The following is a 25,654-nucleotide window of genomic DNA, read 5'->3' as shown; positions in this document are numbered from 1 at the left end:
ACAGCAGAACCTGCTTCTTCCGCGAAGCAGGTTCTTTTTACGTTTGTTTTTCTTGGATACAAGCCATACTGTAGGTAAAAAAGGGGGCCGGGTTATGCAGCACCTCATCCGCCTTTACTTTCAACTGCCCTTATTTATCCGCCTTTTGAGTACTGTTTTTTTCACGATGACTTTATTCGGCATCATTATTCATATCATAGAACCGGAAAACTTCCCCACCTTTTTTGATGGACTATGGTGGGCTTTTGTTACGGGAGCGACCGTAGGGTACGGGGATTATGTGCCGTTAAGTCCTGCCGGAAAAGCCGTAGCCATCCTTTTAATCCTGTCCGGCGGCGGGCTCGTCACCTTTTACATGGCGACATTATCCGCCTCTACAGTTAAACATGAAACCAGCTTATCCGAGGGACGTGTCCCCTATAAGGGGGCAGATCACATTGTGCTGATCGGCTGGAACGAGCGGACCCGGCATTTGATTGATATGCTCCAGGATCAGAACCTTCACGAGCGGATCGTTATGATTGATCAGACGATGAATCAGTTTTACCAGCGTCTCCCGAGCGTCCACTTTATCAGCGGCAGCGCGACGAATGAAGAAACGCTGGAGCACGCCAATATTAAGGATGCACGGATGGCAATCATTACCGCGGATCCATCCATGGAGGAACAGCAGTCCGATCAGGCCGTCATTCATCAGATTGTCGCCTTGAAAGGACACCACCCGGAACTGTTCATTATTGCGGAAGTACTGACGGACCGCCAGAAAATTAACGCACAGCGCGCCGGTGCCAGCACGATCATCCGCTCCAATGACTTTATGAGCAGCCTTTTTTACCAGGAACTTTACCGGAATGATCCTGTCAAACCATTTGAGCTCCTCCTTTCCCTGTTGACTGAGCGTCAATTCCATGAAGAGACCGTTCCCGAAAAACTCACGGGCCATCCAATTTTAACGGCTTATGAATTTTTCTTAAAAAAAGGATGCCAGATTATCGGCATCCGAAAGAATGGAGAGCTGTCCTTTCATCTGGACGAAAGCATTGAATTGGAAAAGGGGGATGAACTCGTTTTATTCTCACCGCTGAGAAAGTAACGCCTCCTCTGCTGCCTGAAGAAGCTCTTGACCTGATTGAATGTGTTCTTCCGGAAAAGAGGCATCTTTATCCACGGGTTCCTGGAACTGGTCAAAAATGGCCCGGATATTCCCTTCTTTCACGTTGTCATCGAGGCCGGGATTATATTTATGGGAAAGCAGAAACGGTTCCGTCATTTCAATCATGGCATAATCCGAAGGAGCATCGAGCGATCCGGATGTTACAACAAAAGGAAGGCGGATAAATTGATAGCCGACCCGGTCGTCAATTTTATAATCAAAATAACCGTGTTCATAATCCCAGTTATCCGCTAATTTAAACCCGACCGTTTTCAAAGCTGCTTCTGCATCCTGAAAAGAAAACACCTGCCCTGTCAATGAAGAGGTTAAAGGTATCATTGTCATTCCTCCTTTAAGTCTTACTATGCCCCAATAAAAAAGCGTGCCTCATCCAAATGATGGATGAGGCACGCTTTCTAAGTTTTACAGGCGTTTTTCGAGCTTTTCTTTTTCTTCTTCAAATCCAGGCTTGCCAAGGAGGGCAAACATGTTTTTCTTATACGCTTCTACTCCAGGCTGGTCAAATGGATTGACACCAAGAAGATAACCGCTGATGGCACATGCTTTCTCGAAGAAATAAACGAGATAGCCAAACGTATAAGCGTCACGCTTCGGAAGGTGGACGATCAAGTTTGGTACGTCCCCGTCTGTATGCGCCAGCATTGTACCAAGGTACGCTTTTTCATTGACCTTGTCCACTGTGCTTCCAGCCAGATAGTTCAAACCGTCAAGATTCTGATCATCTTCTTCGATGGTGATATCAGAGCTTGGTGACTCGACGTGAAGCACCGTCTCAAACAAGTCCCTGCGTCCTTCCTGAACGTATTGGCCCAGAGAGTGAAGATCGGTAGAGAAGTTCGCAGAAGCAGGGAAAATCCCTTTCTGGTCTTTGCCTTCACTTTCACCAAACAACTGCTTCCACCACTCAGAGAAGTACTGAAGGGATGGCTCATAGTTGATCAGCATTTCAATGGTTTTCCCTTTGTTGTAAAGGACATTACGAACCGCCGCATATTGATACGCAGGGTTTTCAGAAAGTTGTTCACTGCTCAATTCCTGACGAGCCTTCTGTGCGCCTTCCATCATAGCATCGATATCAATGCCGCTTGCTGCAATCGGAAGCAGCCCGACAGCTGTAAGCACAGAGTAACGGCCGCCAACATCATCAGGTACGACAAAGGATTCGTATCCCTGTTCATCAGCAAGAGTTTTCAATGCCCCTTTATTGGCATCCGTTGTCGCATAAATACGCTTCTGGGCCTCTTCCTGACCGTATTTGTCCTCAAGGAATTTACGGAAGATACGAAAGGCGATGGCCGGCTCCGTCGTCGTTCCACTTTTAGAAATGACATTAATCGAAACGTCTTTGTCTTTAAGTACATCAAACAGCTCATTCATATACGGGGCACTGATGCTGTTTCCTACGAAGAAGACCTGCGGTGTATCACGGTCCTCTTTTGCAAGTGTATTGTAGAAGCTGTGGTTGAGCATTTCAAGAGCCGCTCGTGCCCCTAAGTAGGAACCGCCGATACCGATGACAAGAAGTACATCAGAGTCGGATTTAATCTTTTCTGCGGATTTTTTAATGCGGGCGAATTCTTCCTTGTCATAGTCCTCCGGAAGATCGACCCACCCTAGGAAGTCGTTCCCTGCTCCTGTTTTTTCATGGAGTGCCTGGTGTGCTGTCGATACAGCTCCCTGCATATATTCCAGTTCATGTTCGCCAAAGAATGGCAGCGCTTTTTCATAATCAAAACGAATATGTGTCATATGATAGCCTCCAAATCGTCATTTTTATGCCTGACCAATTTCACTTTATCGAAACCTTCAGGGCAAATCAAGCAAAGCTCCATTTGTAAACGGATACACAATGAAAATGTTTTATAAAAGAAAAAGGCACGGGTCTCCGCGCCTTCTTCTGTGATCATTATTTAGACATTTCAAGGATTTCCTGTACATCCTCCTCATGCAGCTTGTTGAAGTTTCCGAATGGTCCACGTTTCATCGCACGGTCTACGATTACATCAAATTTGTCATCACCGATGTCATAATCGGCAAGTGTTTGAGGCGCACCCAGGGACGTCCAGAATTTACGAAGCTCCTGGATACCTTCCTCAGCGACTTCGCGTTCAGATTTCCCTTCTGTTTCCACACCAAAGACTTTTTCACCCAGACGGGCAAAACGGGAAACGTTGACCTCAAGGTTATGCTTCATCCAGTTCGGGAACAGAATGGCCAGTCCTCCGGCATGCGGAATATCATAAACCGCTGAAACCGCGTGCTCAATGTTATGACTTGCCCAGTCACCGCGGTAGCCCATCTGCATCATACCGTTCAATGCAAGCGTACCTGCGTAAAGAATGGTTTCACGGTGCTCGAGAGACTCAAGATCTTGAAGCAGCTTCGGAGCTGTTTCCATAACAGAGCGGAGCACACCTTCAATCATTTCGTCCTGCACAGGAGACGGTGTCGGATTGTGGAAATACTGCTCGAACAAGTGGGTCATCATATCCACCACGCCATAAACCGTCTGGTCTTCAGGAACCGTAGCTGTATAGGCCGGGTCTAGAATAGAGAAGGCAGGGTTGGTCAGTGGTGCTGCACCCCATCCGTATTTTTCATTGGTTTCCCAGTTGGTAATAACCGCACCGGCATTCATTTCAGATCCTGTCGCCGCAAGCGTCAGTACTGTACCGAACGTGAGGGCGTCTTCAGGGGTCGCCTGACGGGTGACGAGATCCCAAGGAGCCCCATCATATTTAGCACCTGCAGCGATGGTTTTCGTAGCATCAATGACACTACCTCCACCGACAGCAAGAAGAAAGTCCACATTTTCCTGATTAGCAATGTCCACCCCTTTTTCAACGGTTGTCAATTTAGGGTTTGGTTCAATACCGGAAAGTTCAAGAACTTCAACCTCAGCTTTTTTCAGCTGGTCCATGACTTGGTCATAAACGCCGTTTTTCTTAATACTGCCTCCGCCGTAAACAACAAGAACCTTTTTCGTTCCTTCCGGCAGCTGGCTTGGCAGTTGTTCAATTTGATCTTTACCAAAGATCAGTTTCGTTGGGTTATGAAATGCAAATGTATCCATGGTTGAGAAGCTCCTTTCGTTTCTTAACGTGCTTTCCTATTATCCCCGATATTTTAAAGAATCTCAAAAGAAATGCTGTCCCGAATGAACATCGGCTTTGAGATCCATACTAGGTAGAAGTAAAAAAGGAGGTGTTGAAATGAGCTGGATACAACGAACGGCTCTCCTGCTGATTATTGTCGGCGCTGTTAACTGGGGGCTGATCGGACTGTTTCAATATGATCTTGTTGCCGGTCTGTTCGGCGGGGGGGAACAGAGTGCCGTACTCTCACGCCTCATCTATACGGCTGTAGGGATCAGCGGACTTATTGCGATTTCCCTTTATTTTATCCCTGCAGCACAAAACAGCGATGTGAAGGCGGATGCAGCCGTTGAACACGAATAAAAAAAAGAGACCAGGGCTGGCCCTGGTCTCTTCTCTATTCCTTATTTACGGAATTTTTCGCGGTCATCAGACTGTTTGATCCAGTCTTCAAGCTTGTCTTTCAGCGTGTTGAAGCCTGCAGCTTCTTCCTGCTGTTTTGGAGCCGCCTGTTTACGTGGACGACGCTCCTGTTGTTTCGGCGCTTCCTGAGTAGCGCGGATGGATAGAGAATATTTGTTGCTCTTCTCATCGATGTTCAGAATTTTAACCTGAACTTCATCGCCTTCAGAAAGATGCTCGTTAATATCTTTTACATAACCGTGAGTAACCTCGGAAATGTGTACAAGACCTTGAACCTGCTCATCCAATGCTACAAACGCGCCGTAAGGCTGAATGCCTGTGACTTTACCTTCTAATACTTGACCTTCTTGAAACTTCTCTGACATGCTATACAACTCCTGATTCATTAAATATTCGCTTCTTTTCACGCAATAAATAATTTTACCATAAGCGCGTGTAATAAGCAATATCCCATCTGTGTTCACGAATCGTTCAGACATCATCCGTTCCCAGCGTGGTATACTAGAGAAAAGAACAAAGGAGGATTCCGCATATGTCCGTAGGAAACAATATCCGAAAGTACCGGGAAATGAAGAAATTCTCAAAAGAGGAACTGGCTCTTAAAGCAAGAATGGGCGTTCATACATTGGAAAGTTATGAATCTAATGAACGTACACCAGAACTCGATACCGTCTTGAAAATCTCGACGGTTCTTGATATTCCCGCTTCCGAATTGATGGAATTCCACGATGAAGATGAATCTCCTTTTGACGAAGAACTTACACAGCTCGTTCAGGACATCGGCGTCAAAAGCTCCAAACTGATTTTAAGAAAAGCCCGTGACTTTTCAGAACAGGACGTGCTTCGAGCTATGAATCTGCTTTATGACCTGAATCAGCAGAAAAATTAAAAAAAGAGGTTTATAAACTATGAAACAGGGTTATATTAAATAACGTAAGACTTTCTCGTATTCCCCCTGTGTAAGCAGAGCGAACGTTCGCTTTGCTTTTTTTTTGGCCAAAATTCCACTTTGAAACAAGTTGGTTTCATGAAGGACACGGTTTCGGTTATGATAAGGAAAAATGGCTGATGGAGGCGAGAACTTTGGAAGAATTCCAGCAATATACCCCAAGAACCGGGACACGCTCGGTCAAATGGGACCTCATTGAAGACTTTTATCAAGATAAAGATGTCCTGCCCATGTGGGTGGCGGATATGGATTTCAAGACACCACAGGCCGTCACAGATGCACTCACATCAAGGGTCGAGCATGGCATCTTCGGATACACCATCCCCGATCAGGACGTGAAGGAATCCATTACAGCATGGCTCCGTGACCGTCACGGGTGGGAAACAGAAACCGACTGGATCACATTCAGTCCCGGTGTCATCCCCTCCCTGCACATGATCATTCAATCGTTGACAGAAATCGGGGATAACGTCCTCATCCAGACGCCGGTCTACCCTCCTTTTTACAGTGTGGTAAGAGACCACGGCAGACATATCGTCAAAAACCAGCTCCTTTATAAAGAGGACCGGTATGAAATAGACTTCGAGGATTTCGAGAACAAAATCAAGGACAACCATGTTACGATGTTTATCCTCTGCAACCCGCATAATCCTGTCGGCCGTGTCTGGACGAAGCAGGAACTGGAGGAAATGAGCCGGATCTGCAGGAAGCACGGCGTCAAAATCGCAGCAGATGAAATTCACGCAGATTTGATTCTGCCTCCGAACAAACATATACCAATGGCTTCCCTATCTGAAGAAACGAACCAGCAGACCATTACATGCCTTTCTCCTACGAAGACATTCAATCTTGCAGGGCTTCAGGCATCTTATGTGATGACAGCCAACAAGGAGTATAAGAAAAAGCTGGATAAACACTTTAAGAACCAGGGCATGATGATGCTGAACACCCTCGGGATAACAGCTATGGAAGCCGCCTACAAGCATGGATCGGAGTGGCTGGATACGCTGACAGAAGTGCTGAAAGACCACCGCGATTATGTCATCCAGCGGATGGAGAATGAAACCAAATCTGTGCGGGCGCTTCCGATTGAAGGTACGTATCTGTTGTGGATTGACTGTACCCAAATGGGGCTTTCCCAGGCGGAATTGAAATCATTCATGCAGAAAGAAGCGCGCGTCGGCTTAAACGACGGAGCGTCCTTCGGCGAAGAAGGCCGTGGATTTATGCGTCTCAATCTGGCAGCACCGATGTCTACACTGGAAGAAGGCGTCACACGTATCATCCATGCGGTGCAGGCATTCGAACAATCCTAAATAAAAAAGTCTCCTCAAGGGAGACTTTTTAGCATGTAGAGAAACCTCGTTTTTTCTACATGCTTTTTTATAACCAGAAGTTGAGGCCTGATCGAGCCTTCCGCACCACAAACCTTTGCTCCAAGATTTAAACTATGTGTAAAAAACAAAACCGTCGAACCCGCCATCCGGCTCAGGGGAGATTTTTTATTCCTGTTGTTTATCCGGTTCCGTCGGGTCACTCGTTTCATCCTTGTCTGCATCCAGCGTAATGACCCCGCAGGCGACACGTTCTCCAGCATCGCCCGCTGGCTGGGTCATCCCGTCATCCGGGCCGCTCTGGATAATTAAGGAGGTCCCTTCCTGCCTCAGGAGCGACTTCTGATTTTCTTTCAGCTTTGCCTGCGGGAGCATGACTTCCACGTCAATCATGCCGCTTGGATCAGCTTCCACATTGGGCATATCCCCTACGTGGGCACCTTTAGGATTCATAAGACCATGCTCTTTGGACGTTGGGTTGAAATGATTCCCCGCCGTCTTAAACTCAGGAGCCTCACATTTCGGGAACTCATGAACCGCAATTCCGTGCATGCCCGGTTCAAGTCCCTCTACTTTAAGCTTCACCTGAACGCCTTCAGGCTGTTCAGTCAACACGGCGGTCCCGATTTTGTCATTATCCTTGTTATACATCGACGTTTCCAGGGGGGATCTTTCTTCTCCGGAACAGGCCGTCAAAACAACAGCTACCGCACCAGCAAACATAAGGGCACGCTTCATGGGTCCAAAACCTCCATTTGATGAAATCTGCTTTTTCTAGTGTCCCCTATGCTGCTGAAAATATAAGAAAGCCACATCAGGTGGAAACCTAATGCGGCTCTTTGGATTCGTGGTTCTTCTGTTCATTTATGGAGTAGTTCTGATCAAATGTATGCTCTTCTTTTTGAGAAGCTTTAATTATCCAGATCATGGTAACCGCTGCAGCAACAATGAACAGCAGAAGCATCAGGACAGCAGGAATATATTCAGACTTATCTTCTGGAAAATACAAAAATTCCATCATGATGAATCCCACCCTTCTTACCCAAGTATATCAAACATCTGGAAATCCGCATCCGTTTTCATAAGATCTTCATAATTTTTGTTACAATGGAAAAAGAGATGAATTTAGGAGGGAATAAGATGTCTGACATTCAAATCGGCTCTATAGTGAAAGCGCATTATAAAACAGGCATATACATCGGAGAAGTGAAAGAAGACCGGGGGAAATTTTATCTGGTTCAAATGCTCGCCGTTGACAAACACCCGATGCAGGGGGATCTTCACAATCCTGGTCAGACAGAAAATGTTTTTTTCCATCAGCGGAAAGCGTTGAGTTACCTTGAAAAAGCCAACGTTCAGAAAGAAGCGGTCCACCCTTATGAAGAGACAGAAATACCGGATTATAATGATTCTCTCAAACAATCCGTTGAAAAGCTGAAACAAAAGTTAAATCGCCGGGATACCGATTTTAACAGCCATGCCGCAGATCAGCTGAGTGATCTCGAAAAACAGTATTTCGGGTAAAATCAGCCACATTTGTATTCGCTTTCGGGGTGTGGTAATTTAAAAATGTTGAAAGAAATGAAGGAGGACCCGTCCATGACAACACATATTGGAGCACAACAAGGAGATATCGCGGATAAGATTCTACTCCCAGGAGATCCACTCCGCGCCAAATACATTGCCGAAAACTTCCTGGAGGATGCCGTCTGCTATAACGAAGTACGCGGAATGTACGGATACACAGGTACATATAAAGGAGAGCGCATTTCCGTTCAAGGAACTGGAATGGGTGTACCTTCCATCTCCATTTACGTCAATGAATTGATGGAAAGCTACGGTGTTCAGAAATTGATCCGCGTCGGCTCATGCGGGGCGCTGCAAAATGACGTAAACGTACGTGACGTTATTCTTGCCTCCACATCTACGACAGATTCCCAGATGAACCGCATGGTATTCGGCGGCATTGATTATGCACCGACCGCTGATTTCAGCCTGTTGAAAAACGCGTATGATGCAGGTACAGCGAAAGGCCTCGATTTAAAAGTCGGAAACGTCTTTACAAGCGACAGCTTCTACCGTGACAATGCCATGGATCTATTCAATCTGCTTGCAGACTACAATGTGCTTGCAGTAGAAATGGAAACCACTGCCCTTTATACGCTTGCAGCAAAATACAATCGTCAGGCGCTGTCTGTTCTTACCGTAAGTGATCATATTCTTACCGGAGAAGAAACGACAGCCCAGGAACGTCAGACAACCTTTAACGAAATGATCGAAGTGGCTCTGGAAGCAGCCATTCAGGACTAAACAAAAAAGCCCATGCGCCTCAGCGAGCGCATGGGCTTTTTTATCTGCCGGTCACCTTTCGGCCATTCTTCACTTGGAACAAACGTGAACGAGTGTACGGCCATCAATCCTAAGAACTTGATCTACGGTCGTCATATAGATTTCCCGCCCCTGTATCATCTCCACTTTCCCGTAGTACACATGAGATTCTGTATAAAGGACCAGCATCGTCCCGATATGCTTATCCACTTTCGATAACAATAAGGGAGTCCGGACCATTTGTACAAAGCGCCGTGTTTTATTTCTTATGGAAACAGCAATAGAGATAGGAAGCCCTCCTAAAAAAACAGCTTCCTATACAATATCCATCCGCGTAAAATAAGTCTGGGCTAGCGTAAAGTTGTTTTCCACAGGCACCGGCACGAGGAGCGTTCGGTGGGGATGCCTGCGGGAACAGCGCGAGCCGGAGATCCCCTTGGTCAAATGGTTTTCTTGACCAAGTTAGCTGAGGCCGTGCCCGCGGCAAGCATCCGCCGATAAGCGGAACGTCCCGGTCTCGAGCTGCCAGGAAAGAGCGGCTGCCCGCATTTCGTAATTACGGTCACGTCCCGCTCATACCAGTGGACGCTGGATTCGTCCTCAGCTGGATTCTATTGATTCACATAATAAGCAAGCGTCCTTGCCATGACTCCTGTAGGGCCTTTAGGTCCTAAGGCGTGGGCGGTTTCTGCTGTAGACGTGCCGGCGATATCCAGGTGGACCCATGGCACACCTTCTGCAAATGCCCCGACAAAAGCGCCTCCCATTATGGCATGAGCTTTGCGTGTTGGAGAATTATTCAAATCAGCGATACTGCTTTTTCTTACCTGTGCTTTATAATCCTCATTATAGGGCAGCAGCCAGATCGGTTCCCCTGTCTCCCGCCCGGCGTTTTCAATTTGTTTATAAAACGATGCATCATTCGTCATGGCACCCGTCATCCAGGATCCCAGTGCCGTAACAACCCCTCCGGTAAGTGTGGCCACATCGATGACTCTGTCCGCCCCTTCTGTGCGGGCGTAAGTGACCGCATCGGCCAGTGCCAGCCGTCCTTCGGCATCGGTATTCAATACTTCGATGGTCTGTCCGCTCATGGAAGTAAGAACGTCATCCGGTTTAAACGCCCCGCCTGCTATCATATTATCCGTGGACGGAATCACAGCCAGGACATTTTTTTCGGGCTTGATGCGGCCAATGGTTTCCATAGCTCCCAGAACGGCAGCAGCGCCTCCCATATCCCCTTTCATACCCGGCATACCTGCTTTCGATTTGATTGAATAGCCCCCGGTATCGTACGTAATGCCTTTGCCTACAAGAGCGGTTACATCCCTCCACTCTTCCAGCCCTTGATACTTCAGAACAATCAGCTTTGGCGGCTCTACAGAACCCTGGTTGACAGCCAGGAGTGCGCCCATCCCCAGCTCCTCCATATCCTGTTTCTCAAGAATCCGGGCATCGAACCCAAAGCGTCCGGCCATCTTAAGGGCGTGCGCGGCGAGCTCTGATGCAGTAAGGATGTTGGCGGGGAGGTGAACAAGCTTTCTCGCTGTATTCGCTCCTTCTGCATAAGCCGTTCCTTCCGTGAATGCCTCTTCCACGGACACTGCATCAAACGAATCAGAAAACAATTGGATGCTTTTCAGTCGTTGTTCCTCTACAGGGGCGGTTTTATAATTTTCCAGCTTATAAGTGGATAAATAGATCGTTTCCCCTAACAACGTGATCCACTCTTTATATTTCTCGTCATCCGGAATGAGTGTATCCAGAAAAAGCGTACACCTTTCTATTCCTTGGGCCTGAATCTGTTGAAAAGCCTGTCCCCACACCTTTCTACTCTCTGCTCTTCCAGCCATCGACCTGGCCCCAAGACCGATACAGATGACCCGGACCATCTGATTTTCGTACGGAAGAATTAAACTTTCCACACGACCTTGAGAAAGTCGGGCAAGGCCGCCTTCCAAATACTCCGGTGTATGTAACCCTGCTGATTCTTTCAGTTGTTTGATCAGGCTGGTCTGACCCTCGTCCGTGAATACTCCTAAGACCAGAGGATCTTCGGGTTTCCATTTCTCTGTTACTGTGAACATAGCAACACCTCCATTTTCAGTATACAAGAGATACACGCGTCCTTCCTTATGAAGGGACGTTTTCTGTGGATATATGATATAATGACCTTGCTTATCAGCAACAAATGACGTACATAAAGATCAATTATTTCGATACCCTGCCGGATAAGAAAGGATGTTATCATGCTTTTAGATTTACTGCAGAATTTCCCCCTGTGGGCCTCCATCGCTGCCATTGTTTTTGCTCAGGCAGTAAAAGTCCCTATCCAATTTATTGCTTCCAGACAGTTCAATGCAAGTCTAGCCTTCAGTACAGGCGGGATGCCGAGCAGCCACTCCGCTGCTGTAACGGCTCTGGCGACGGGCGTAGGGGTTGAACAGGGCTTCGGCTCATCCATTTTCGCTGTCGCCTGTGTTTTTTCCATCATCGTCATGTTTGACAGCACAGGTGTCCGACGGCAGACAGGGGAGCAGGCCATCATGTTGAACATATTATTGAATGACTTCAACCGCTTCGTCAGTGAAGCGAAAAGCTGGCAGCAAAAAGAAGGGTATCAGAAGAAAGAGGAATTGAAAGAACTGCTCGGTCACCAGCCTATCGAAGTATTCTTCGGGGGACTGACAGGTGTTCTGCTTACGTTCCTGCTTCATTCTCTGATCTATTAAATAACAAAAAACACTTCCGCATTCAGAACGGGAGTGTTTTTTATTGTTTGATTTCAGACCGAAACACCTGCCGGGCTTCATTTTCATTCAGAGCGGCCAGCTCTCCTTCCGTCAGCTGTCCTTCTCCCTCTTTAATTACGTACACGTCCAACGTTCTTTTCCCCCATTGATCATACACATCCTCCACACTGGAAAAGTAAAGGTCAAGCTCGTCCCCCTCAATTGCACCACCGATATCAGCCACCACACCATACCCGTACCCCGGGATGAAAAGGATTGTTCCTAAAGGAAAAACACTTAGATCAGCAGCGATGGTGGAATAGAGATCCCTCGTTACGTTAACCCCTGAAAAGGTAATGCCGTAAGCCGGATGTTCCGGCGTTTTTCCTGTTGATTCATAGCCGGCTGTGTAGCCTGTAGCTGTAACTTCCCGGCTTTGATACCGGGACAAATCAATCGACTGCTCCAGCGTCTCGACAGCCTCCATGACGGCGCTTTTCACAAGGGGGGCAGGCTCTTGTTCCCTGTCCTTGTTTTTTAGTTCAGCTGTCATCCATTCTCCTAGATCAAATAGAGATAGATTGGTCACGTACGAGGCCGTACTTACTACAGCCCCTGCGAATAAAAAAGGAAGAAGCCATCTTTTCATACGTCTTGGAAACATATCATCACCTCTAGATGTAAGCATGTCCAAGAACGATTCTTTTATTCAAGTCATGGAACTAAAGAAGCGGCACCGATCGCTGGATCGATACCGCTTGTTCTCTCATTTTTTTAAAACATTTGATAACCGCTTTTCCTTAATTTCTTAATGACGATTCCAGCAGCAATGGTTCCGACAAAACCACTGGCCAGTATAACAACGTCCACGATACCGAGTCGTCCGAGCTGTTTAAACACAGCAGGAAAGGCTGTGCCCGGCTGCGAAAAATATTCCGTCCAAGGAAAGTTATCCACGATGAACAGCACAATGACAGGATAAACAATGGACATGATCCAGGAAGAGCGCAGAATCATATTTAATAGAAAGGAAATCCCGAAAAACAATACAAAAAACAAGAGAATGGATACAGCAAATTGGACAATATTCAACGTCGCTTCCCCCTACTCCCCTTATCAGGGACGTACAAATCCACTATTCATTCTAAACCGCTTCCTATGAAAGCGCAAGCATATCCGGGTCTACAAAAAACGCGAAAGCATGGACTGCTTTCGCGTTTTCTATATCATTTAGAAGTTAAAGAAGTTCAACTTCCCTTTCTTGAGAACGAGCGGAAGACCGCCTAGTTTCAGAAGGTAGCGGTTATCGATGACTTTCTTCATGGCAGTAGCTGACCAGCCGAAGAGTTTCTTATCATCAAAGACTACACCGATGGCATCGTTGTGCCCAAGGGAAGCAACTGTACCTTGAATGTTAGGCTTGAATGGCTCAAGGTGGTCTTCACCTTTTACGAGACGAGCGAGGTTTTTCGCTGTGTGCTCAGCTTCCTGAATCGCAATTTGCGCAGTCGGCGGATAAGGACGCTCTGTTTCTTCGTTCATAATAAGAGCACAGTCCCCTACGATGAATACATCATCATAGCCTTCCGGACGAAGGTCCTTGCGTACAGGGATACGTCCACGGTTCGCTTCAAAGCCTGCTTCTTCAACAAGCGAGTTCCCGCGTACACCAGCCGCCCATACGACTGTGTTTGTATCGATTTCTTCACGCTGTTCGTCTTTTTCGAAAACCAATTTGTTTTCGGTTACTTCTTTGATCATTGCGCCAATCTTAAACTCAACACCGCGCGCTTCCAAAGAATTCATCGCATATTCAACAAGTTCAGGATCGAATCCTGGAAGAGCTGTCGGTGCAGCCTCTACGTTGATAATACGTACTTTGTCACGTGGAACATCGTATTCCTTGCATAGTTCAGGGATACGGTTCGCCAGTTCACCAACAAATTCAATACCTGTAAAGCCGGCCCCGCCGACAACAATGTTCAGGCGCTTCTGTTGTTTTTCAGGCTCGTTGTTATACTTTGCGAAGTTGTATTCAATGTGCTGGCGGATCAGACGGGAACTGTTGATGCTGTTAATCGTGTAAGCATGCTCTTTAAGTCCAGGAATACCAAACGTAGCTGATTCAAATCCAAGACCAATCACAAGATAGTCATAAGCAAGCTCGCCGTCTTCCAGGATCACCTTTTTATCGGCAGCTTTAATATCTGTAACTGTATCTTGGATGAAGTTGACTTTGCTTGTGTCCACAACATCTTTGATGGCAATACGTGTGCGGTCATGGTGAAGCGTACCTGCTGCGTTTTCATGCAGCCATGTTGTTTGGTAGTGGTAGCTGTGCTTGTTCACCAGCGTTATGTTCGCATCGTTTGCCCCAAGGCTCTTCTGAAGTTTGACGGCTGTCATGATGCCCCCGTAACCGGCACCGATAATGACAATGTTCGGATTCTTCATGAATAATCACTTCCATCTCGTATTTTTTTCCATCCGTCACCTATATCATTGTGACTTGTTTCACACAAAAAAACATTAAAAAAAACCTGCTGAAATCAGGTGAAAAATGTCACAAATCATAACTATATGGTCTATCATCATCTTAGACCTTTTTCCCCTTATTTTCAACCCAAAATCAAGTTATCAAAATTATTGAACTATTAGTGCCTGTGGAAAGGTTTACATATGTTCAGTGTTCCCATTGTAAATTTTTTTATGATAGAATAAATTTTAGTGAAATTTTTTTCAGGAGGTTTATTATGAGCGATAAAATATACGATATTACAGTCATCGGCGGCGGTCCTGTCGGTCTGTTCACAGCTTTTTACGGTGGAATGCGTGAAGCGAGTGTCAAAATCATTGAAAGCCTCCCGCACCTCGGCGGACAGCTGACCGCCCTTTATCCGGAGAAATATATATTTGACGTGGCCGGTTTTCCTAAGGTCCGTGCCCAGGAACTGATTGACAACCTGGAAGAACAGGCAATGGCTTTCAATCCCACCATCGCCCTTGAGGAGGAAGTCATCCATGTGGAACGAATGGAAGATGAGTCATTAAAACTGACCACGAACAAAGACGTCCACTACACGAAAACCGTGGTTGTCACAGCCGGAAACGGAGCCTTCCAGCCCCGGAAGCTCAAAGTAGCCGACTCCGAGCGGTTTGAAGATACCAACCTGCATTATCACGTCAGCAACATGGATAATTTCCGAGATAAAAATGTGATGATTGCTGGAGGCGGAGATTCAGCGGTAGACTGGGCCCTTATGCTAGAGCCGATTGCCAAACAGGTCACCCTCGTCCACCGCAGGGATAAATTCAGAGCCCATGAACACAGCGTGTCCCAGTTGAATGAATCCAACGTCAACGTCATGACACCATTCACACCTGAGCAGTTTATCGGAGACGATCGGATTGAAAAAGTCGAGCTTCAGGAAGTCAAGGGAGACCGGACAGAGACGATTGATGTTGACGATGTCATCGTCAATTACGGGTTTATTTCCTCCCTTGGTCCGATCAAGGATTGGGAGCTTGAGATCGAAAAGAACAGCATTGTCGTTAATTCCAAAATGGAAACGAATATTAAAGGCATCTATGCGGCTGGAGATATCTGCACCTATCCAGGTAAAGTAAAACTGATTGCTTCTGGTTTTGGGGAAGGTCCTACTGCTGTTAATAACGCGAAAGCCTATATAGACCCGGGAGCACGTGTACAGCCGAAACACTCGACAAGCATGTTCTCTTAATATATATGAAACAGAAAGTCCCGGTGCTTTCTGTTCCGCTTCTAGAAAAAACCTCCGTTTTTCCAGAGACCACTGAAAGACTGAGGAATTGTGAAAGGTAAAGATCAAAAAAGCGGATGGTATGGAAGATTTGATCCATGCCATCCGCTTTTTTTCTGTTTTCATGAAGCTTCCCTTTTTATTCCTTCATTCGTTTCACATTCGCTGCAAAAATCGCAATGGCGACTTGGAGGAACACGGCTATTTCTATAAAGAAAAAACCTTCCGTAAGCCGGAAGGTTGGAATTTATCAGCAGTTCGGATCTGGTGTTCCAGCGTTTGTCGCCGTTTTAAAGGAAGACCCGCAGCCACAGGAAACGATGGCGTTCGGATTATCGATCGTGAAGCCTCCGCCCATCATATTCTGTTTGAAATCAATAGTCGTGCCTTCTACAATCGCCGCATCCTGGCGGTTGATGACAATCGGAATACCGCAGGAGTCTTCAAGAAGATCAAGTTCTTCATTGATGTCATCCTCGAAGCCCATCGCATATGACAATCCACTGCAGCCGCCGCCTTTCACACCGAAACGGAGACGGACATCTCCTTCTTCTTCCTTCATCATCTCTTTGATCTGATGACCCGCAGCTTCTGTGATGTTTAAAATCATACCCAGCCTCTCCTTTCTCTTCTTCTTTTCAGTATACTAAAACGGCCTGCTTTTTATCAAACAGCAGTACCTGACGTTAGAAGTAAAAAGACACCCTCCTCCGGGTGCCTTTGATTGTATCGAAACAGTCCTGCCTCTCCACTCGTTACAGGGTTTCATCCAAGTGTTGATAAATTTTATCGACGAGCTCTTCAGGTGAATCGGCAATGACACGTTCTCCTTCAACAAGCGCATAGTTGGTCTGTGAACAAAGACCGCAGTTTCTCAGACAGCCGTAGTCCATCACATCAAGGTCCGGATCTTTTTCCAGTTCGTCCTTCGCTTTTTGGGAACCGTCGGCTAAATTATTGATGCAGAATTCAATTAATGGATTCATCCACGTCACCTCTTTTTCGGAAGAACCCTGTGCCTTATGATTTTATCATACACCGGTGGTTCTGCGTTAGGAATTACTTACCTGTTGAAGGCCATGTTCTTCCAGGGATTTGCAAATGGCCTTCAGCCTCGGGTTCCCTTCCGCTACGATACGTTCTTCCACAAGGACAAGCGGGTAGAAAAGTTCATCATCCAGCAGCTGCTGAACAATGGCCATATCCACACCTTCCTGATTCTCCGTATGGATATCATAATAAGTAAACTGCAGGCTCTTTTCTCCGTATTTCCTTGTCAAGGCTGCTTCCAGCCACTCAAAGGTCTCTTTAGAGCCGGGGGCGTTCACACAGCTTGCACATTTCACTTCTGCCCCGTATACATAAACACGAATGACCGGTTGATTCATGAGGCCCTCTCCCCTTTTTTTATACGTACTTTCATTTTACAAAAGAAGCGGAAAAAGATAAAATGATAATAGTTCTCAATTCAAAGGAACATAAGTACAGACCATAGATTTTTTCGTCACTTCGTTTTATAATAATACTTAAGAAAGGGGAAGATTGAACATGCATGAACAGGTTCAAGAAGTACTAAACAAACTTCGCCCATTTTTACTTCGTGACGGTGGAGACGTTGAGCTGGTAGATGTAGAGGACGGTATTGTACGTCTGCGTCTTATGGGTGCCTGCGGGAACTGCCCAAGTTCAACGATCACTTTGAAAGCGGGTATTGAGCGTGCGCTTTCTCAGGAGATCCCTGGCATCTATGAAGTAGAGCAGGTTTTCTAAATCGGATAATCAGAAGCCCGTACACATCGGTGTACGGGCTTCTTTTATTGGGATACCGGACTGAGCAGCGGTTTTTCTTCAAAATAGCGGACAACATTATCCAGGCAGAGGCGCATCATCTTATAGCGGGTTTCCTTTGTCGCTGATCCTATGTGAGGAAGACAGACAACCTCCGGCATGGAAACAAGCGGGTGATCGGATCTGATCGGCTCTTGTTCGAATACATCCAGGCCCGCTCCGGCAATCTGCTGGTCCTTCAACGCTTTTTCCAGTGCCTTTTCATTCATAAGCGCTCCCCGCGATGCGTTGATAAAGATCGCCGTGTCCTTCATCTTCTGAAAAGCCTCCGCGTTAAACATGTGGTGGGTTTCATCCGTGAGCGGTGCCAGACTGACTACATAATCTGCGTTTTTCAACAACTCATCAAATGATGCATACCGGGCACCGATGTCTTGTTCCACATCCTCTTTCCTGGATCGGTTGTGGTAAAGGACATCCATTTGAAAACCTTTGGCTCTCCGGGCGACAGCTTCTCCAATCCGCCCCATACCGACGATGCCGATGGTTTTATGGTGCACATCGGTTCCGGCAAGCAGCAGGGGAGACCAGTGGTTCCAGGCGTCCTCTTTAATGTAGTTTCCTGCCTCCACAATCCGGCGCGCGGCTGCCATGAGGAGACTGAACGTCAGATCCGCCGTCGTTTCTGTCAAAACATCCGGAGTGTTTGTGATGACGGTTCCGACGCTCTCTGCGGCTTTCACATCCACATTATCATATCCAACAGCCATATTAGCTACAATTCCAAGACGACTGCCGGCATTCAGAAGTTCCTGATCCACACGATCGGTCAGCATCGTTACAAGGCCGTCCACCTTGCCCGCCTTTTCTAAAAGCGTTCCCCGGTCGACGGCTTCAGCCTCTTCCGGCCACATCTCGATATCCAACTGCTCCTGATAAGGTTCCACAACTTCCGCCGGCAGACGGCGGGTAATAAAAATTGACGGTTTCCCCATAACAGCATCTCCACTCCTTTTTCTTCCAGTGTAACACACCAGAGAAATTTCACGTTTTCTCACGAATACCCCGGACTTTTGATATAATGAACATAACACCTGTCGTTTGTGAAATAATAAATGCGGGTATAGTACATCGCGACCAAAGAGAGAGCAGGGAGGTAGTTCGCTATGGCAAATGAAAAGAAAGTATCCAGTCTTGAAAAGACAGCACGGGAATGGCTGACAGAAAGAGGAGTAACGATTGACGATATCGCCGATCTTGTCTATTATCTGCAGTCGAAATACCATGATGACTTATCGATGGATGAGTGCCGGTTCAATGTAAATAAGGTGCTCACAAAACGGGAAGTCCAGAATGCCGTCATCACAGGAATCGAGATGGACCGGCTGGCAGAAAAGAAAATGCTGACAGAGCCGCTTCAATCGACCATTGAAGTCGATGAAAGCTTGTATGGGATCGATGAAATCATTGCCTTTTCCATCGTCAATGTGTATGGCTCCATTGGTTTTACCAACTACGGTTATATTGATAAACAGAAACCTGGAATTCTCCAGAAACTGAATGATAAATCCTCCGGCGAATGCCACACATTCCTCGATGATATTGTTGGAGCCATTGCTGCGGCAGCTTCAAGCCGTCTTGCTCACAGCATTGAAGGCGACGACGAAGATGATGAATAAAATCCACCCACACCAGGCAGCCTCCTGGTGTTTTTTGTAACCTTGTGAAACTTTATTGACCTCCAAACCGTATAGGTATAAAAAGGAGGCGGATATATTGAAGACGCTACGTCCAAAACTCGTATGGATCCTCCCGCTGCTGATCATCACAGCTGGAATTCTGCTTTTATTTTATGAGAATTATCAGGAAGTAACGGAACCTGCCGATCAGGACTGGAGCAGGGATTGGGAGATCGGGGAAACAACGGCTGTTAAGCAGCCCCATATCCAGAAAACAGACGATGGCATACAAATCTCTTACCTTACGGAAAGCGGAATTACCCGGCATACATATGATAACGACTACACTGAAAAGGATGTGCAGCAGTACGCCATCCCCGTAGATACGTTTACAAGCTTTTACCTGGAAAATGACGCCCTCCTCTACTCGGATTACTACAGCTTATACCGCGGGGATACAGAGGAAAAAATCATGGACATCGATGGGTTTATTCCTATGTCTACAGCTGCACTTTACCAGAAGGGGGATACCCTTTACGCTATTGATCCTTCCAATTACGAAAGCAGTGAGCTGATGACACTGGCATCCATTGATTCCACAGTGAAAACGGCCGAGACAGAAGAAGGCGCTTACCTTATGGAGGAGTATACCGACGGGGAAGGTCGTCAGCTGCACTTCTATGAACACCTGGACGATCAGGTTAAAAAGATAGGGGAAGCCACTTTTCTGCCTTCCGGCTCTGAGAGTATCAAGGACATCCAGTTTACGATGCAGGGCAATGAAGCATCCGTCCTTATCTCGACAGTCCAGAAACAATCGGCTTCCGGGCAGATGGAAAACCATTACTATTACGGCACCACTACATTTCAAAATGCTTTAAAGACCACCAGGCTTTCGTTCACCGATCCTGTTTCTGCGCAGCCGCTTAGAGAAGTGTCCGATATGAGTCTTCACCCTCAGAAAGACGGAGCCTCCCTTCTGTTTAAAGCGGTGGGGGCCACCAATACAAGATTAGGTGAAAGCAGCCAGTTTAACATTTATAAAGCGCATCTCGGTACATCCGGCGTTGGGGAAGTCACACGGATCAGCAACACGCCGGATCTGTCCACCCACCCGGTCCAAACCAACGATGGGAGTGTAGTATGGGTTGATAAAGGCGGAGACAGCCACAAACTTCTCCTCTCTTCCCAGAACCCTGAAATCATTGAGAAGGCTGACACATGGAACACCCGTGTTCTTTTAGGGGCCCTTGGAAAGACGATGGGGATGCTTTCCTACAGCTTTTTCGGCCTGCTCATCATGACATTCTGGTACATCTGGCCTCTTTTGTTTCTTGTTATTCTTCTATTTGTGAAGAGGGATGCCCTGGACCAGGACAGAACCTGGATCCTTCTGTCCGGGATCGCCATCTATCTGGCAGCCGCCATTATCGTCCGCAGCCCTTTATTTTCCGAAAAACTGCTCGCCCGGGCTCCGGATTATTTAAGTTTTCCCGGCAGTCCCATTATCTTCATTCTAGGGTTCGCCCTGATTGCTTTTGGAATTATGAAAACCGGCGCAAAACTGAGAGATTGGTCAATCCCTATACAGATCACCTATTTCATCGGGGTGCATGTCGCATTGATCACCATCTTCTTCGGTCCTTATGTGCTGTAAAAAAATCACCACCTGTCCATTATGCAGGTGGTGATTTTTCCTCTATCGATGATACTCCGTTACCCATTCATGTAAGTTCAGCTTCTTATAGGTGGGCTGATGAGCGTGATTTTCAATTTCATGAAAAGAGCTCAGTCCGGTTTCCACCATCAAGGTGTCCACCCCTGCCTTCATCCCGGCAAGAATATCTGTGTGATAGTTGTCTCCCACCATCAATACGTCCTCTTTCCGGAGATTCAGCTCCTTGAGTGCCCTTTCCATAATGACCGGCTCCGGCTTGCCGACAAAGATCGGCTCTACACCCGTACTGACAGCGATCACACTGGTCAAAGCTCCATTTCCAGGAAGCATCCCCTTGTCCGTCGGGATGGCTGTATCACTGTTCGTACTCACAAAGCCGGCCCCTTTCCGCACTTCCAGACAGGCCTGGGCAAGCTTGGCATAGGAAATTTCCCTGTCAATGCCAATCACTACAAAGTCTGCGTCCTCCTCAACAAGTACATGCCCCCGGTCTGTTAGAGCCTTATGAAGCCCTTCCTCTCCGATGACATAGATACGTGCGTGCCGCTTCTTTTCCCTGATGAAGTCAGCTGTCGCTAAACTGCTGGTATAGACTTGATCAGAACGGGCTTTCACACCGAGGTTGTTCAATTTTGCTGCAATCTGCTCCTGCGTCCGGGAGGAGTTATTAGTCAGAAATAAAAAAGGCACCTGAAGGCCGGTGAGATGGTCGATGAAGTGAGAGGCGCCGTCAACGGCCGCTTCTCCTTTGTACATCGTCCCATCCAGATCCACCAGGTATCCCTGGTAATGTTTCATTACGCTTCCCCTTTCGTATTATCTTTTGAAAAGGCGGAAACAGGACCGAGTTCCTGGTCAAGATACGTGCGGATCCGCTCCGGGAAAGCTTCCAGGGCCTCCTGGTATGTCGTCCAGGCCTCTGCCACGGCTGTATGATCCACTTCTGTATACTCATGGACAATCATTTTCCGCAGCTGGATGAACTGTTTGAACGCTCCCTCCTCTTCAGCAGGAAGGACCTTTTCGTCCAGTAGTATATCGATCATATCATCATAACTGCCGGGATCGCGCATAATAAACCCATCAATCATCATATTGCCCACATCCAGAAAGGCCTCGACAGTGAGATGGGTCAAACGTTCCAGCACAAGTTTCTCTCTGAAAGAAGAAAATCCCTGCTTTTTCACTTCCGCTTGTATGGTTTCCATATAAGATAAAATCTTTTCGATCTTTTCCCGATCCACAAAATACATAAAAAATCCTCCTGAATGTTGAAGTCCATGCTACCGTTATCATACCACATTTATTTTCGGTCGATAAAATCGATCGTAATGGATATACTACCTGGTAACTATGCGTAAGCGCACGAAACAAAAGGAGTGTTAAGGATGTACCAACGCCCATTACTAGAAGATGTCACACAGGATACGAGCACACGATTCGTTTCGTTTACCGCAGGCAGCCATCGATTTGAGCTTGCCATTATGAAAGCCGAGTATTTCCAGAATCAATCGCTTGTCATCAACCTCCCTAAAAACAGGCAGGGGCTGCTGGATGAAGAGAATATCAACAAAGATGGGTATCTGGAGCATTTATTTCAGCTGAGTACCATGGAAGCTGAAGAGCTGAGGAACTATCTCCCGTATCTTCTATAGCATAAACCAGCTCCTGATGCTCACTCTAAACAGGAGGAGGTCAACTATGATGAGTGACAAAGAAAAGAAAAACTATTCCGACTTTGCCAACGTTGAAGCCCAGCGGAATTATCTCGTTCCGGAACAGCTTCCTGAAGGAGCCTATGGATCGCCGCGGAATAAGCACGAGCCCGTCTCCAACGAAAAAAGCTCGCCCTGGACGGATAAACAAAGATATTACAGTGCGTTCAACTATGAATACAAGTCCCTTCATGAGGATCTGCCCCGTCAGGAGGATGGAGCCCATCCCCTGCACGACGAATCGAATGCCGATATTAAACCCTCTCAGGAAGATCATTAAAAAAACCGGCGTGTGTTTTTAAAACACGCCGGTTTTACTGTCGAATTCGTTTAAGAACAAAATAAGCACAGCCAAAATTGCAGTATTCATATAAGTAATCTTCCAATGTGCTGATTTTCGTGTCGAAGGTCGCCTTGGAGTTCTGATCATCATAAAATCCCTTAAGACGGAGCTGACCGTATCCCCAGTCCCCTACGATAAAATCGTATTTATTTAGTATGTCGCTGAAGCGGCCTTCCACTTCTTCCTGTTGAAAGCCTTCCTGGTGATTCTCCAGTATATCAAACGTTTTACCTGAAATTTCAACCACATCCATCACCTCTATCTACCCATTAGTGTATCACATTTTTCCAACAGGAAGGAAACGTCCTGAAAAAAATGAACAGGTATGTTTCCGATAAAAGTGCCCACCATAAAAATACACCATCAAGCCAAGGAGGGTCTATGATGAAGATAAAACAAGCAGGCACTGCCCTTCTCCTTATCGGTCTTCTTGTCGGATGCCAGGAGACGAAGGAAGAAGAAGCGCAACAGTTAATGGACGGTGATACACTCAGTGGAAATGCCATGGATGGATATAACACAGAACCGAAAGACGGCCAGGTAGGGTATGTACGTTTTGAGAAAAGCCAGCTTGATCAGGATGAGGAAAGGAACCGCCAGATCAAAGTGAATCGAGAACAGATGGCGGATATGATTTCCCGCATGATTCTAAGGTATGATCAGTTTGATGACGTAGCTACAGCTGTCACGGACAATGAAGTGCTGGTGGCCTATAAGCGTGCGGACGACACCGACCGCGGGACAGCTGCAGACATGGTACAGAAAACCGCCTATTCTCTTGTGCCGAGTTTTTACCACGTTTATGTGTCCGATAATCCAGCTTCCTTTGGCGATGTCCAGAGCCTGAGCAACTCCACCGTTTATGATGAAGGGTACAACAGTACGATCAGCAGCATTATTAAAAAGATGAAGCAGTCCCCTCAAGGGAAAGTTGATGAAACCAATCCGAATCAGCCGAATGTGGGTCCTAATACGAATACAGAAGCTGAGACAGGGATGGAAAATTAGCACCCCCGAATTTTCCATTCATACCTTATCATCCTTTGTTCATCCTAAGAGTATCAATTTGTTGTAGGTGAGAATATGAAAGGCACAGCACTCGTAACAGGAATCTTGATTGCCGCTCTTTCTTTTTCAACTGGATCCGTACATGCACAACCAGATGAAAGGGAAAGCAATGAGCGGATGGCGCTTTACAAAAAAACCTCAGCCGTTACGGATATCCCGTGGGAATACCTGGCTGCTGTCGACCAGTATGAGCGTCAGGTGCATGACGACCCGGATGAAGGCCGGGTCACAGCTATTGAATTTGATCCGTTGTTCTGGTCCGGGTCCACGGATGCTTTTCCTCCAGCAATCTCCCCTGAAGGCTGGGGGTCAGATGGAAACGGAGATCAAAAAGCAGACATCCAAAATGATGAAGATGTATTATGGTCTCTCGGCCGCTACTTGAAATCCTTCGGAACAACAGAAGATGATATTAAAATTGCGTTATTTCAATACTATAAACGGGATTTAACCGTACAGACGATCATGCACTCCGCCGAAGTGTTCCGTAAGTTCAAAACGGTGCATTTAACGAACCGTGACTTCCCTCTTCCTAAACAGTACAACTACAGCTACCGGAGCACATGGGGAGATGCGCGGGGATTTGGAGGACGCCGAATCCATGAAGGGACCGATATCTTTGCCGGCTACGGGGTCCCTGTCAAATCCACGACGTACGGCGTCGTCGAAATGAAGGGATGGAATACGTATGGAGGCTGGCGCATCGGAATCCGTGATATCTACAACATTTATCACTATTACGCCCACCTTCAGAACTTCTCGGAAGATATCAAAGTCGGAGATGTTGTGCAGCCCGGAGATGTCATCGGCGCTGTCGGTGCATCCGGCTACGGACCACCAGGAACCTCCGGAAAATTCCCGCCGCATTTACATTACGGGATGTATCAGGATAATGGAAAGAATGAATGGTCCTTTGATCCCTATCCGTTTTTAAAAAGATGGGAACGGATGGCGGAATAGAGAGCACCACATCTGTGGATGACCATGTTCCGTTTATCAATGGATCCTTCAAGCGGCATCACCACCGAACACTCCACTTGAGGTGAACAAATGATAATATGAAAAGAAGGACGCCCTTCATTAAATGAAGGGCGTCCTTTTATTTGGCAAAAATATTTGGAGAATGACTTCAGGTTATTCAGCTGATATGAGGTCGATTTCAAAATTAATCCGGTTAAGTCAAAGAAATAACGAGTGCTGCCAAGAAAAACAAACTCAAACTAAGAGAGGCAGCAGCATCAATTTTACGGCCTTCACTTTGTCGAAAACTTGCCCTCCCCAACGTAATGACAATGAAAAAGGCAAAAAGAATTGGTGGGGACAAAACTATATCAGTGATGAATACTAAAAGTAAATAAATTAAACATAGTGTAGCAAAGCCTTTATGAATGGGCTTCATTATCCGCTCTATCTTATCCATTATGAACCCCCTGCAAAATTTATAATCCGTTGCGATATAATTTTAAAAGTAAAATCAGAAAAGTGCAAAATTCACTTCATAGGGGCCGGACACCCAAACGAGAAAAACATACGTTAAGAGTTATATTGTATTGGATTTGTGGTTTAACG

General features: G+C 46.6%; 34 protein-coding genes. 15 read left to right on the top strand and 19 right to left on the bottom strand.

Translation table 11 applies throughout. From position 1 onward, the window contains the following. Nucleotides 1-94: 94 nt before the first annotated feature. Nucleotides 95-1,093, top strand: coding sequence for a potassium channel family protein (locus tag GLV97_RS11910; RefSeq protein ID WP_160889736.1), 999 nt, complete (start codon nucleotides 95-97; stop codon nucleotides 1,091-1,093). Here the strand turns inward: GLV97_RS11910 and GLV97_RS11905 are convergent. The 3 genes from GLV97_RS11905 to GLV97_RS11895 form a co-directional block, all read right to left on the bottom strand. Beyond that, nucleotides 1,076-1,492, bottom strand: a complete 417-nt coding sequence (locus GLV97_RS11905; protein ID WP_160838550.1) for a YugN-like family protein — start codon at nucleotides 1,490-1,492, stop codon at nucleotides 1,076-1,078. The two genes, GLV97_RS11910 and GLV97_RS11905, sit on opposite strands and share 18 nt — an antisense overlap. 84 nt (nucleotides 1,493-1,576) lie before the next feature. Next, on the bottom strand, nucleotides 1,577-2,923 hold the full coding sequence (locus tag GLV97_RS11900) for a glucose-6-phosphate isomerase (protein ID WP_160838548.1): 1,347 nt from the start codon (nucleotides 2,921-2,923) through the stop codon (nucleotides 1,577-1,579). 157 nt (nucleotides 2,924-3,080) lie between these two features. Then, complete coding sequence (locus GLV97_RS11895) at nucleotides 3,081-4,247, bottom strand: iron-containing alcohol dehydrogenase (RefSeq protein WP_160889735.1); 1,167 nt, start codon at nucleotides 4,245-4,247, stop codon at nucleotides 3,081-3,083. A gap of 139 nt (nucleotides 4,248-4,386) precedes the next feature. Here GLV97_RS11895 and GLV97_RS11890 point away from each other — a divergent pair, with 139 nt between their 5' ends. Then, on the top strand, nucleotides 4,387-4,632 hold the full coding sequence (locus GLV97_RS11890; protein ID WP_160838544.1) for a DUF378 domain-containing protein: 246 nt from the start codon (nucleotides 4,387-4,389) through the stop codon (nucleotides 4,630-4,632). Between the two features lie 41 nt (nucleotides 4,633-4,673). On the opposite strand, the gene yugI is transcribed toward GLV97_RS11890, so the two are convergent. Next, on the bottom strand, nucleotides 4,674-5,057 hold the full coding sequence (gene yugI / locus GLV97_RS11885; protein WP_027956455.1) for a S1 domain-containing post-transcriptional regulator GSP13: 384 nt from the start codon (nucleotides 5,055-5,057) through the stop codon (nucleotides 4,674-4,676). 167 nt (nucleotides 5,058-5,224) lie between these two features. On the opposite strand from yugI, the gene GLV97_RS11880 reads away from it, so the two are divergent. After that, nucleotides 5,225-5,581 carry a helix-turn-helix domain-containing protein gene (locus tag GLV97_RS11880; RefSeq protein WP_160838542.1) on the top strand — a complete coding sequence of 119 codons (357 nt, stop codon included), beginning with the start codon at nucleotides 5,225-5,227 and terminating at the stop codon, nucleotides 5,579-5,581. Between the two features lie 194 nt (nucleotides 5,582-5,775). Then, nucleotides 5,776-6,957 carry a MalY/PatB family protein gene (locus tag GLV97_RS11875; protein ID WP_237416975.1) on the top strand — a complete coding sequence of 394 codons (1,182 nt, stop codon included), beginning with the start codon at nucleotides 5,776-5,778 and terminating at the stop codon, nucleotides 6,955-6,957. 186 nt (nucleotides 6,958-7,143) lie between these two features. Here the strand turns inward: GLV97_RS11875 and GLV97_RS11870 are convergent, their stop codons facing one another. Beyond that, a complete protein-coding gene (locus GLV97_RS11870; protein WP_160889734.1) occupies nucleotides 7,144-7,713 on the bottom strand; it encodes a superoxide dismutase family protein in 570 nt (189 codons plus the stop codon). 88 nt (nucleotides 7,714-7,801) lie between these two features. Continuing rightward, a complete protein-coding gene (locus GLV97_RS11865; protein WP_160838536.1) occupies nucleotides 7,802-7,996 on the bottom strand; it encodes a hypothetical protein in 195 nt (64 codons plus the stop codon). 119 nt (nucleotides 7,997-8,115) lie between these two features. Between GLV97_RS11865 and GLV97_RS11860 the strand changes: the two genes are divergently transcribed. Beyond that, nucleotides 8,116-8,499 carry a kinase-associated lipoprotein B gene (locus GLV97_RS11860; protein ID WP_160889733.1) on the top strand — a complete coding sequence of 128 codons (384 nt, stop codon included), beginning with the start codon at nucleotides 8,116-8,118 and terminating at the stop codon, nucleotides 8,497-8,499. A 75-nt stretch (nucleotides 8,500-8,574) separates the two neighbouring features. Beyond that, on the top strand, nucleotides 8,575-9,285 hold the full coding sequence (gene deoD, locus GLV97_RS11855) for a purine-nucleoside phosphorylase (RefSeq protein ID WP_160838532.1): 711 nt from the start codon (nucleotides 8,575-8,577) through the stop codon (nucleotides 9,283-9,285). Nucleotides 9,286-9,354: 69 nt separating this feature from the next. On the opposite strand, the gene GLV97_RS11850 is transcribed toward deoD, so the two are convergent. Then, on the bottom strand, nucleotides 9,355-9,525 hold the full coding sequence (locus GLV97_RS11850; protein WP_160838530.1) for a hypothetical protein: 171 nt from the start codon (nucleotides 9,523-9,525) through the stop codon (nucleotides 9,355-9,357). A 389-nt stretch (nucleotides 9,526-9,914) separates the two neighbouring features. Continuing rightward, complete coding sequence (locus tag GLV97_RS11845) at nucleotides 9,915-11,390, bottom strand: leucyl aminopeptidase (protein WP_160889732.1); 1,476 nt, start codon at nucleotides 11,388-11,390, stop codon at nucleotides 9,915-9,917. 162 nt (nucleotides 11,391-11,552) lie between these two features. On the opposite strand from GLV97_RS11845, the gene GLV97_RS11840 reads away from it, so the two are divergent. Beyond that, nucleotides 11,553-12,035, top strand: coding sequence for a divergent PAP2 family protein (locus GLV97_RS11840; protein WP_160838526.1), 483 nt, complete (start codon nucleotides 11,553-11,555; stop codon nucleotides 12,033-12,035). A 40-nt stretch (nucleotides 12,036-12,075) separates the two neighbouring features. Here the strand turns inward: GLV97_RS11840 and GLV97_RS11835 are convergent, their stop codons facing one another. The 3 genes from GLV97_RS11835 to GLV97_RS11825 all read right to left on the bottom strand — a co-directional run bounded on the left by GLV97_RS11835 (nucleotide 12,076) and on the right by GLV97_RS11825 (nucleotide 14,489). After that, nucleotides 12,076-12,699 (bottom strand): 3D domain-containing protein, encoded by a 624-nt coding sequence (locus GLV97_RS11835; protein ID WP_160838524.1) that lies wholly within the window; start codon nucleotides 12,697-12,699, stop codon nucleotides 12,076-12,078. A gap of 110 nt (nucleotides 12,700-12,809) precedes the next feature. Next, nucleotides 12,810-13,127, bottom strand: coding sequence for a YuiB family protein (locus tag GLV97_RS11830; protein WP_160889731.1), 318 nt, complete (start codon nucleotides 13,125-13,127; stop codon nucleotides 12,810-12,812). 138 nt (nucleotides 13,128-13,265) lie between these two features. Next, entirely contained in the window at nucleotides 13,266-14,489 is a 1,224-nt protein-coding gene (locus GLV97_RS11825; RefSeq protein ID WP_160889730.1) for an NAD(P)/FAD-dependent oxidoreductase, read from the bottom strand. A 299-nt stretch (nucleotides 14,490-14,788) separates the two neighbouring features. Here GLV97_RS11825 and GLV97_RS11820 point away from each other — a divergent pair, with 299 nt between their 5' ends. Further along, nucleotides 14,789-15,775, top strand: a complete 987-nt coding sequence (locus GLV97_RS11820) for an NAD(P)/FAD-dependent oxidoreductase (RefSeq protein WP_160889729.1) — start codon at nucleotides 14,789-14,791, stop codon at nucleotides 15,773-15,775. 289 nt (nucleotides 15,776-16,064) lie between these two features. Here the strand turns inward: GLV97_RS11820 and GLV97_RS11815 are convergent, their stop codons facing one another. From GLV97_RS11815 to GLV97_RS11805, 3 genes are all read right to left on the bottom strand, one after another. Then, the gene (locus tag GLV97_RS11815) at nucleotides 16,065-16,424 is read right to left on the bottom strand and encodes a HesB/IscA family protein (protein ID WP_160889728.1); all 360 of its coding nucleotides are present in this window, start codon (nucleotides 16,422-16,424) and stop codon (nucleotides 16,065-16,067) included. 145 nt (nucleotides 16,425-16,569) lie between these two features. Beyond that, nucleotides 16,570-16,800: a YuzB family protein gene (locus GLV97_RS11810; RefSeq protein ID WP_160838514.1), complete on the bottom strand. Its 231-nt coding sequence runs from the start codon at nucleotides 16,798-16,800 to the stop codon at nucleotides 16,570-16,572. A gap of 66 nt (nucleotides 16,801-16,866) precedes the next feature. Continuing rightward, a complete protein-coding gene (locus GLV97_RS11805) occupies nucleotides 16,867-17,202 on the bottom strand; it encodes a YuzD family protein (RefSeq protein ID WP_160889727.1) in 336 nt (111 codons plus the stop codon). A gap of 160 nt (nucleotides 17,203-17,362) precedes the next feature. Here GLV97_RS11805 and GLV97_RS11800 point away from each other — a divergent pair, with 160 nt between their 5' ends. Then, complete coding sequence (locus GLV97_RS11800; protein WP_027956438.1) at nucleotides 17,363-17,584, top strand: NifU family protein; 222 nt, start codon at nucleotides 17,363-17,365, stop codon at nucleotides 17,582-17,584. A gap of 44 nt (nucleotides 17,585-17,628) precedes the next feature. Here the strand turns inward: GLV97_RS11800 and GLV97_RS11795 are convergent, their stop codons facing one another. Next, on the bottom strand, nucleotides 17,629-18,597 hold the full coding sequence (locus GLV97_RS11795; RefSeq protein ID WP_160889726.1) for a 2-hydroxyacid dehydrogenase: 969 nt from the start codon (nucleotides 18,595-18,597) through the stop codon (nucleotides 17,629-17,631). Nucleotides 18,598-18,768: 171 nt separating this feature from the next. Between GLV97_RS11795 and GLV97_RS11790 the strand changes: the two genes are divergently transcribed. After that, entirely contained in the window at nucleotides 18,769-19,281 is a 513-nt protein-coding gene (locus GLV97_RS11790; protein WP_160838508.1) for a phosphatidylglycerophosphatase A family protein, read from the top strand. A gap of 97 nt (nucleotides 19,282-19,378) precedes the next feature. Next, nucleotides 19,379-20,938 (top strand): hypothetical protein, encoded by a 1,560-nt coding sequence (locus GLV97_RS11785; RefSeq protein ID WP_160838506.1) that lies wholly within the window; start codon nucleotides 19,379-19,381, stop codon nucleotides 20,936-20,938. 42 nt (nucleotides 20,939-20,980) lie between these two features. Here GLV97_RS11785 and GLV97_RS11780 read toward each other — a convergent pair whose 3' ends face one another. Further along, entirely contained in the window at nucleotides 20,981-21,757 is a 777-nt protein-coding gene (locus tag GLV97_RS11780) for a TIGR01457 family HAD-type hydrolase (RefSeq protein WP_160842161.1), read from the bottom strand. Beyond that, nucleotides 21,757-22,212: a DUF86 domain-containing protein gene (locus GLV97_RS11775; protein ID WP_160838502.1), complete on the bottom strand. Its 456-nt coding sequence runs from the start codon at nucleotides 22,210-22,212 to the stop codon at nucleotides 21,757-21,759. The genes GLV97_RS11780 and GLV97_RS11775 overlap by 1 nt, the downstream gene beginning before the upstream one ends. A gap of 135 nt (nucleotides 22,213-22,347) precedes the next feature. Between GLV97_RS11775 and GLV97_RS11770 the strand changes: the two genes are divergently transcribed. Both GLV97_RS11770 and GLV97_RS11765 read left to right on the top strand, forming a co-directional pair. Continuing rightward, on the top strand, nucleotides 22,348-22,614 hold the full coding sequence (locus GLV97_RS11770) for a DUF3055 domain-containing protein (protein WP_160838500.1): 267 nt from the start codon (nucleotides 22,348-22,350) through the stop codon (nucleotides 22,612-22,614). Nucleotides 22,615-22,663: 49 nt separating this feature from the next. Next, a complete protein-coding gene (locus GLV97_RS11765) occupies nucleotides 22,664-22,954 on the top strand; it encodes a cytosolic protein (protein ID WP_160838498.1) in 291 nt (96 codons plus the stop codon). A 34-nt stretch (nucleotides 22,955-22,988) separates the two neighbouring features. Here GLV97_RS11765 and GLV97_RS11760 read toward each other — a convergent pair whose 3' ends face one another. Next, nucleotides 22,989-23,264 (bottom strand): YutD family protein, encoded by a 276-nt coding sequence (locus GLV97_RS11760; RefSeq protein ID WP_224872826.1) that lies wholly within the window; start codon nucleotides 23,262-23,264, stop codon nucleotides 22,989-22,991. Between the two features lie 137 nt (nucleotides 23,265-23,401). On the opposite strand from GLV97_RS11760, the gene GLV97_RS11755 reads away from it, so the two are divergent. Then, nucleotides 23,402-24,025, top strand: coding sequence for a YhcN/YlaJ family sporulation lipoprotein (locus GLV97_RS11755; RefSeq protein ID WP_337192768.1), 624 nt, complete (start codon nucleotides 23,402-23,404; stop codon nucleotides 24,023-24,025). A 75-nt stretch (nucleotides 24,026-24,100) separates the two neighbouring features. Next, the gene (locus tag GLV97_RS11750) at nucleotides 24,101-25,045 is read left to right on the top strand and encodes a M23 family metallopeptidase (RefSeq protein ID WP_160889725.1); all 945 of its coding nucleotides are present in this window, start codon (nucleotides 24,101-24,103) and stop codon (nucleotides 25,043-25,045) included. Between the two features lie 214 nt (nucleotides 25,046-25,259). Here GLV97_RS11750 and GLV97_RS11745 read toward each other — a convergent pair whose 3' ends face one another. Then, nucleotides 25,260-25,505 carry a hypothetical protein gene (locus tag GLV97_RS11745; RefSeq protein ID WP_160889724.1) on the bottom strand — a complete coding sequence of 82 codons (246 nt, stop codon included), beginning with the start codon at nucleotides 25,503-25,505 and terminating at the stop codon, nucleotides 25,260-25,262. Nucleotides 25,506-25,654: the final 149 nt, after the last annotated feature.

It is taken from the genome of Halobacillus litoralis, assembly GCF_009856355.1.
GTDB lineage: Bacteria > Bacillota > Bacilli > Bacillales > Halobacillaceae > Halobacillus > Halobacillus litoralis_B.
Note: the sequence above shows the minus strand (reverse complement) of the source record. Positions and strands in the feature narration are given on the sequence as shown.

Excerpts from the sequence above, each read along its gene's own strand:
- GLV97_RS11910 (WP_160889736.1), top strand. The coding sequence starts at position 95 with ATGCAGCACCTCATCCGCCTTTACTTTCAACTGCCCTTATTTATCCGC.
- GLV97_RS11905 (WP_160838550.1), bottom strand. The coding sequence starts at position 1,492 with ATGATACCTTTAACCTCTTCATTGACAGGGCAGGTGTTTTCTTTTCAG.
- GLV97_RS11900 (WP_160838548.1), bottom strand. The coding sequence starts at position 2,923 with ATGACACATATTCGTTTTGATTATGAAAAAGCGCTGCCATTCTTTGGC.
- GLV97_RS11895 (WP_160889735.1), bottom strand. The coding sequence starts at position 4,247 with ATGGATACATTTGCATTTCATAACCCAACGAAACTGATCTTTGGTAAA.
- GLV97_RS11890 (WP_160838544.1), top strand. The coding sequence starts at position 4,387 with ATGAGCTGGATACAACGAACGGCTCTCCTGCTGATTATTGTCGGCGCT.
- yugI (WP_027956455.1), bottom strand. The coding sequence starts at position 5,057 with ATGTCAGAGAAGTTTCAAGAAGGTCAAGTATTAGAAGGTAAAGTCACA.
- GLV97_RS11880 (WP_160838542.1), top strand. The coding sequence starts at position 5,225 with ATGTCCGTAGGAAACAATATCCGAAAGTACCGGGAAATGAAGAAATTC.
- GLV97_RS11870 (WP_160889734.1), bottom strand. The coding sequence starts at position 7,713 with ATGAAGCGTGCCCTTATGTTTGCTGGTGCGGTAGCTGTTGTTTTGACG.
- GLV97_RS11865 (WP_160838536.1), bottom strand. The coding sequence starts at position 7,996 with ATGATGGAATTTTTGTATTTTCCAGAAGATAAGTCTGAATATATTCCT.
- GLV97_RS11860 (WP_160889733.1), top strand. The coding sequence starts at position 8,116 with ATGTCTGACATTCAAATCGGCTCTATAGTGAAAGCGCATTATAAAACA.
- deoD (WP_160838532.1), top strand. The coding sequence starts at position 8,575 with ATGACAACACATATTGGAGCACAACAAGGAGATATCGCGGATAAGATT.
- GLV97_RS11845 (WP_160889732.1), bottom strand. The coding sequence starts at position 11,390 with ATGTTCACAGTAACAGAGAAATGGAAACCCGAAGATCCTCTGGTCTTA.
- GLV97_RS11840 (WP_160838526.1), top strand. The coding sequence starts at position 11,553 with ATGCTTTTAGATTTACTGCAGAATTTCCCCCTGTGGGCCTCCATCGCT.
- GLV97_RS11835 (WP_160838524.1), bottom strand. The coding sequence starts at position 12,699 with ATGTTTCCAAGACGTATGAAAAGATGGCTTCTTCCTTTTTTATTCGCA.
- GLV97_RS11825 (WP_160889730.1), bottom strand. The coding sequence starts at position 14,489 with ATGAAGAATCCGAACATTGTCATTATCGGTGCCGGTTACGGGGGCATC.
- GLV97_RS11820 (WP_160889729.1), top strand. The coding sequence starts at position 14,789 with ATGAGCGATAAAATATACGATATTACAGTCATCGGCGGCGGTCCTGTC.
- GLV97_RS11815 (WP_160889728.1), bottom strand. The coding sequence starts at position 16,424 with ATGATTTTAAACATCACAGAAGCTGCGGGTCATCAGATCAAAGAGATG.
- GLV97_RS11810 (WP_160838514.1), bottom strand. The coding sequence starts at position 16,800 with ATGAATCCATTAATTGAATTCTGCATCAATAATTTAGCCGACGGTTCC.
- GLV97_RS11805 (WP_160889727.1), bottom strand. The coding sequence starts at position 17,202 with ATGAATCAACCGGTCATTCGTGTTTATGTATACGGGGCAGAAGTGAAA.
- GLV97_RS11800 (WP_027956438.1), top strand. The coding sequence starts at position 17,363 with ATGCATGAACAGGTTCAAGAAGTACTAAACAAACTTCGCCCATTTTTA.
- GLV97_RS11795 (WP_160889726.1), bottom strand. The coding sequence starts at position 18,597 with ATGGGGAAACCGTCAATTTTTATTACCCGCCGTCTGCCGGCGGAAGTT.
- GLV97_RS11790 (WP_160838508.1), top strand. The coding sequence starts at position 18,769 with ATGGCAAATGAAAAGAAAGTATCCAGTCTTGAAAAGACAGCACGGGAA.
- GLV97_RS11780 (WP_160842161.1), bottom strand. The coding sequence starts at position 21,757 with ATGAAACATTACCAGGGATACCTGGTGGATCTGGATGGGACGATGTAC.
- GLV97_RS11775 (WP_160838502.1), bottom strand. The coding sequence starts at position 22,212 with ATGTATTTTGTGGATCGGGAAAAGATCGAAAAGATTTTATCTTATATG.
- GLV97_RS11770 (WP_160838500.1), top strand. The coding sequence starts at position 22,348 with ATGTACCAACGCCCATTACTAGAAGATGTCACACAGGATACGAGCACA.
- GLV97_RS11765 (WP_160838498.1), top strand. The coding sequence starts at position 22,664 with ATGAGTGACAAAGAAAAGAAAAACTATTCCGACTTTGCCAACGTTGAA.
- GLV97_RS11755 (WP_337192768.1), top strand. The coding sequence starts at position 23,402 with ATGAAGATAAAACAAGCAGGCACTGCCCTTCTCCTTATCGGTCTTCTT.
- GLV97_RS11750 (WP_160889725.1), top strand. The coding sequence starts at position 24,101 with ATGAAAGGCACAGCACTCGTAACAGGAATCTTGATTGCCGCTCTTTCT.
- GLV97_RS11745 (WP_160889724.1), bottom strand. The coding sequence starts at position 25,505 with ATGGATAAGATAGAGCGGATAATGAAGCCCATTCATAAAGGCTTTGCT.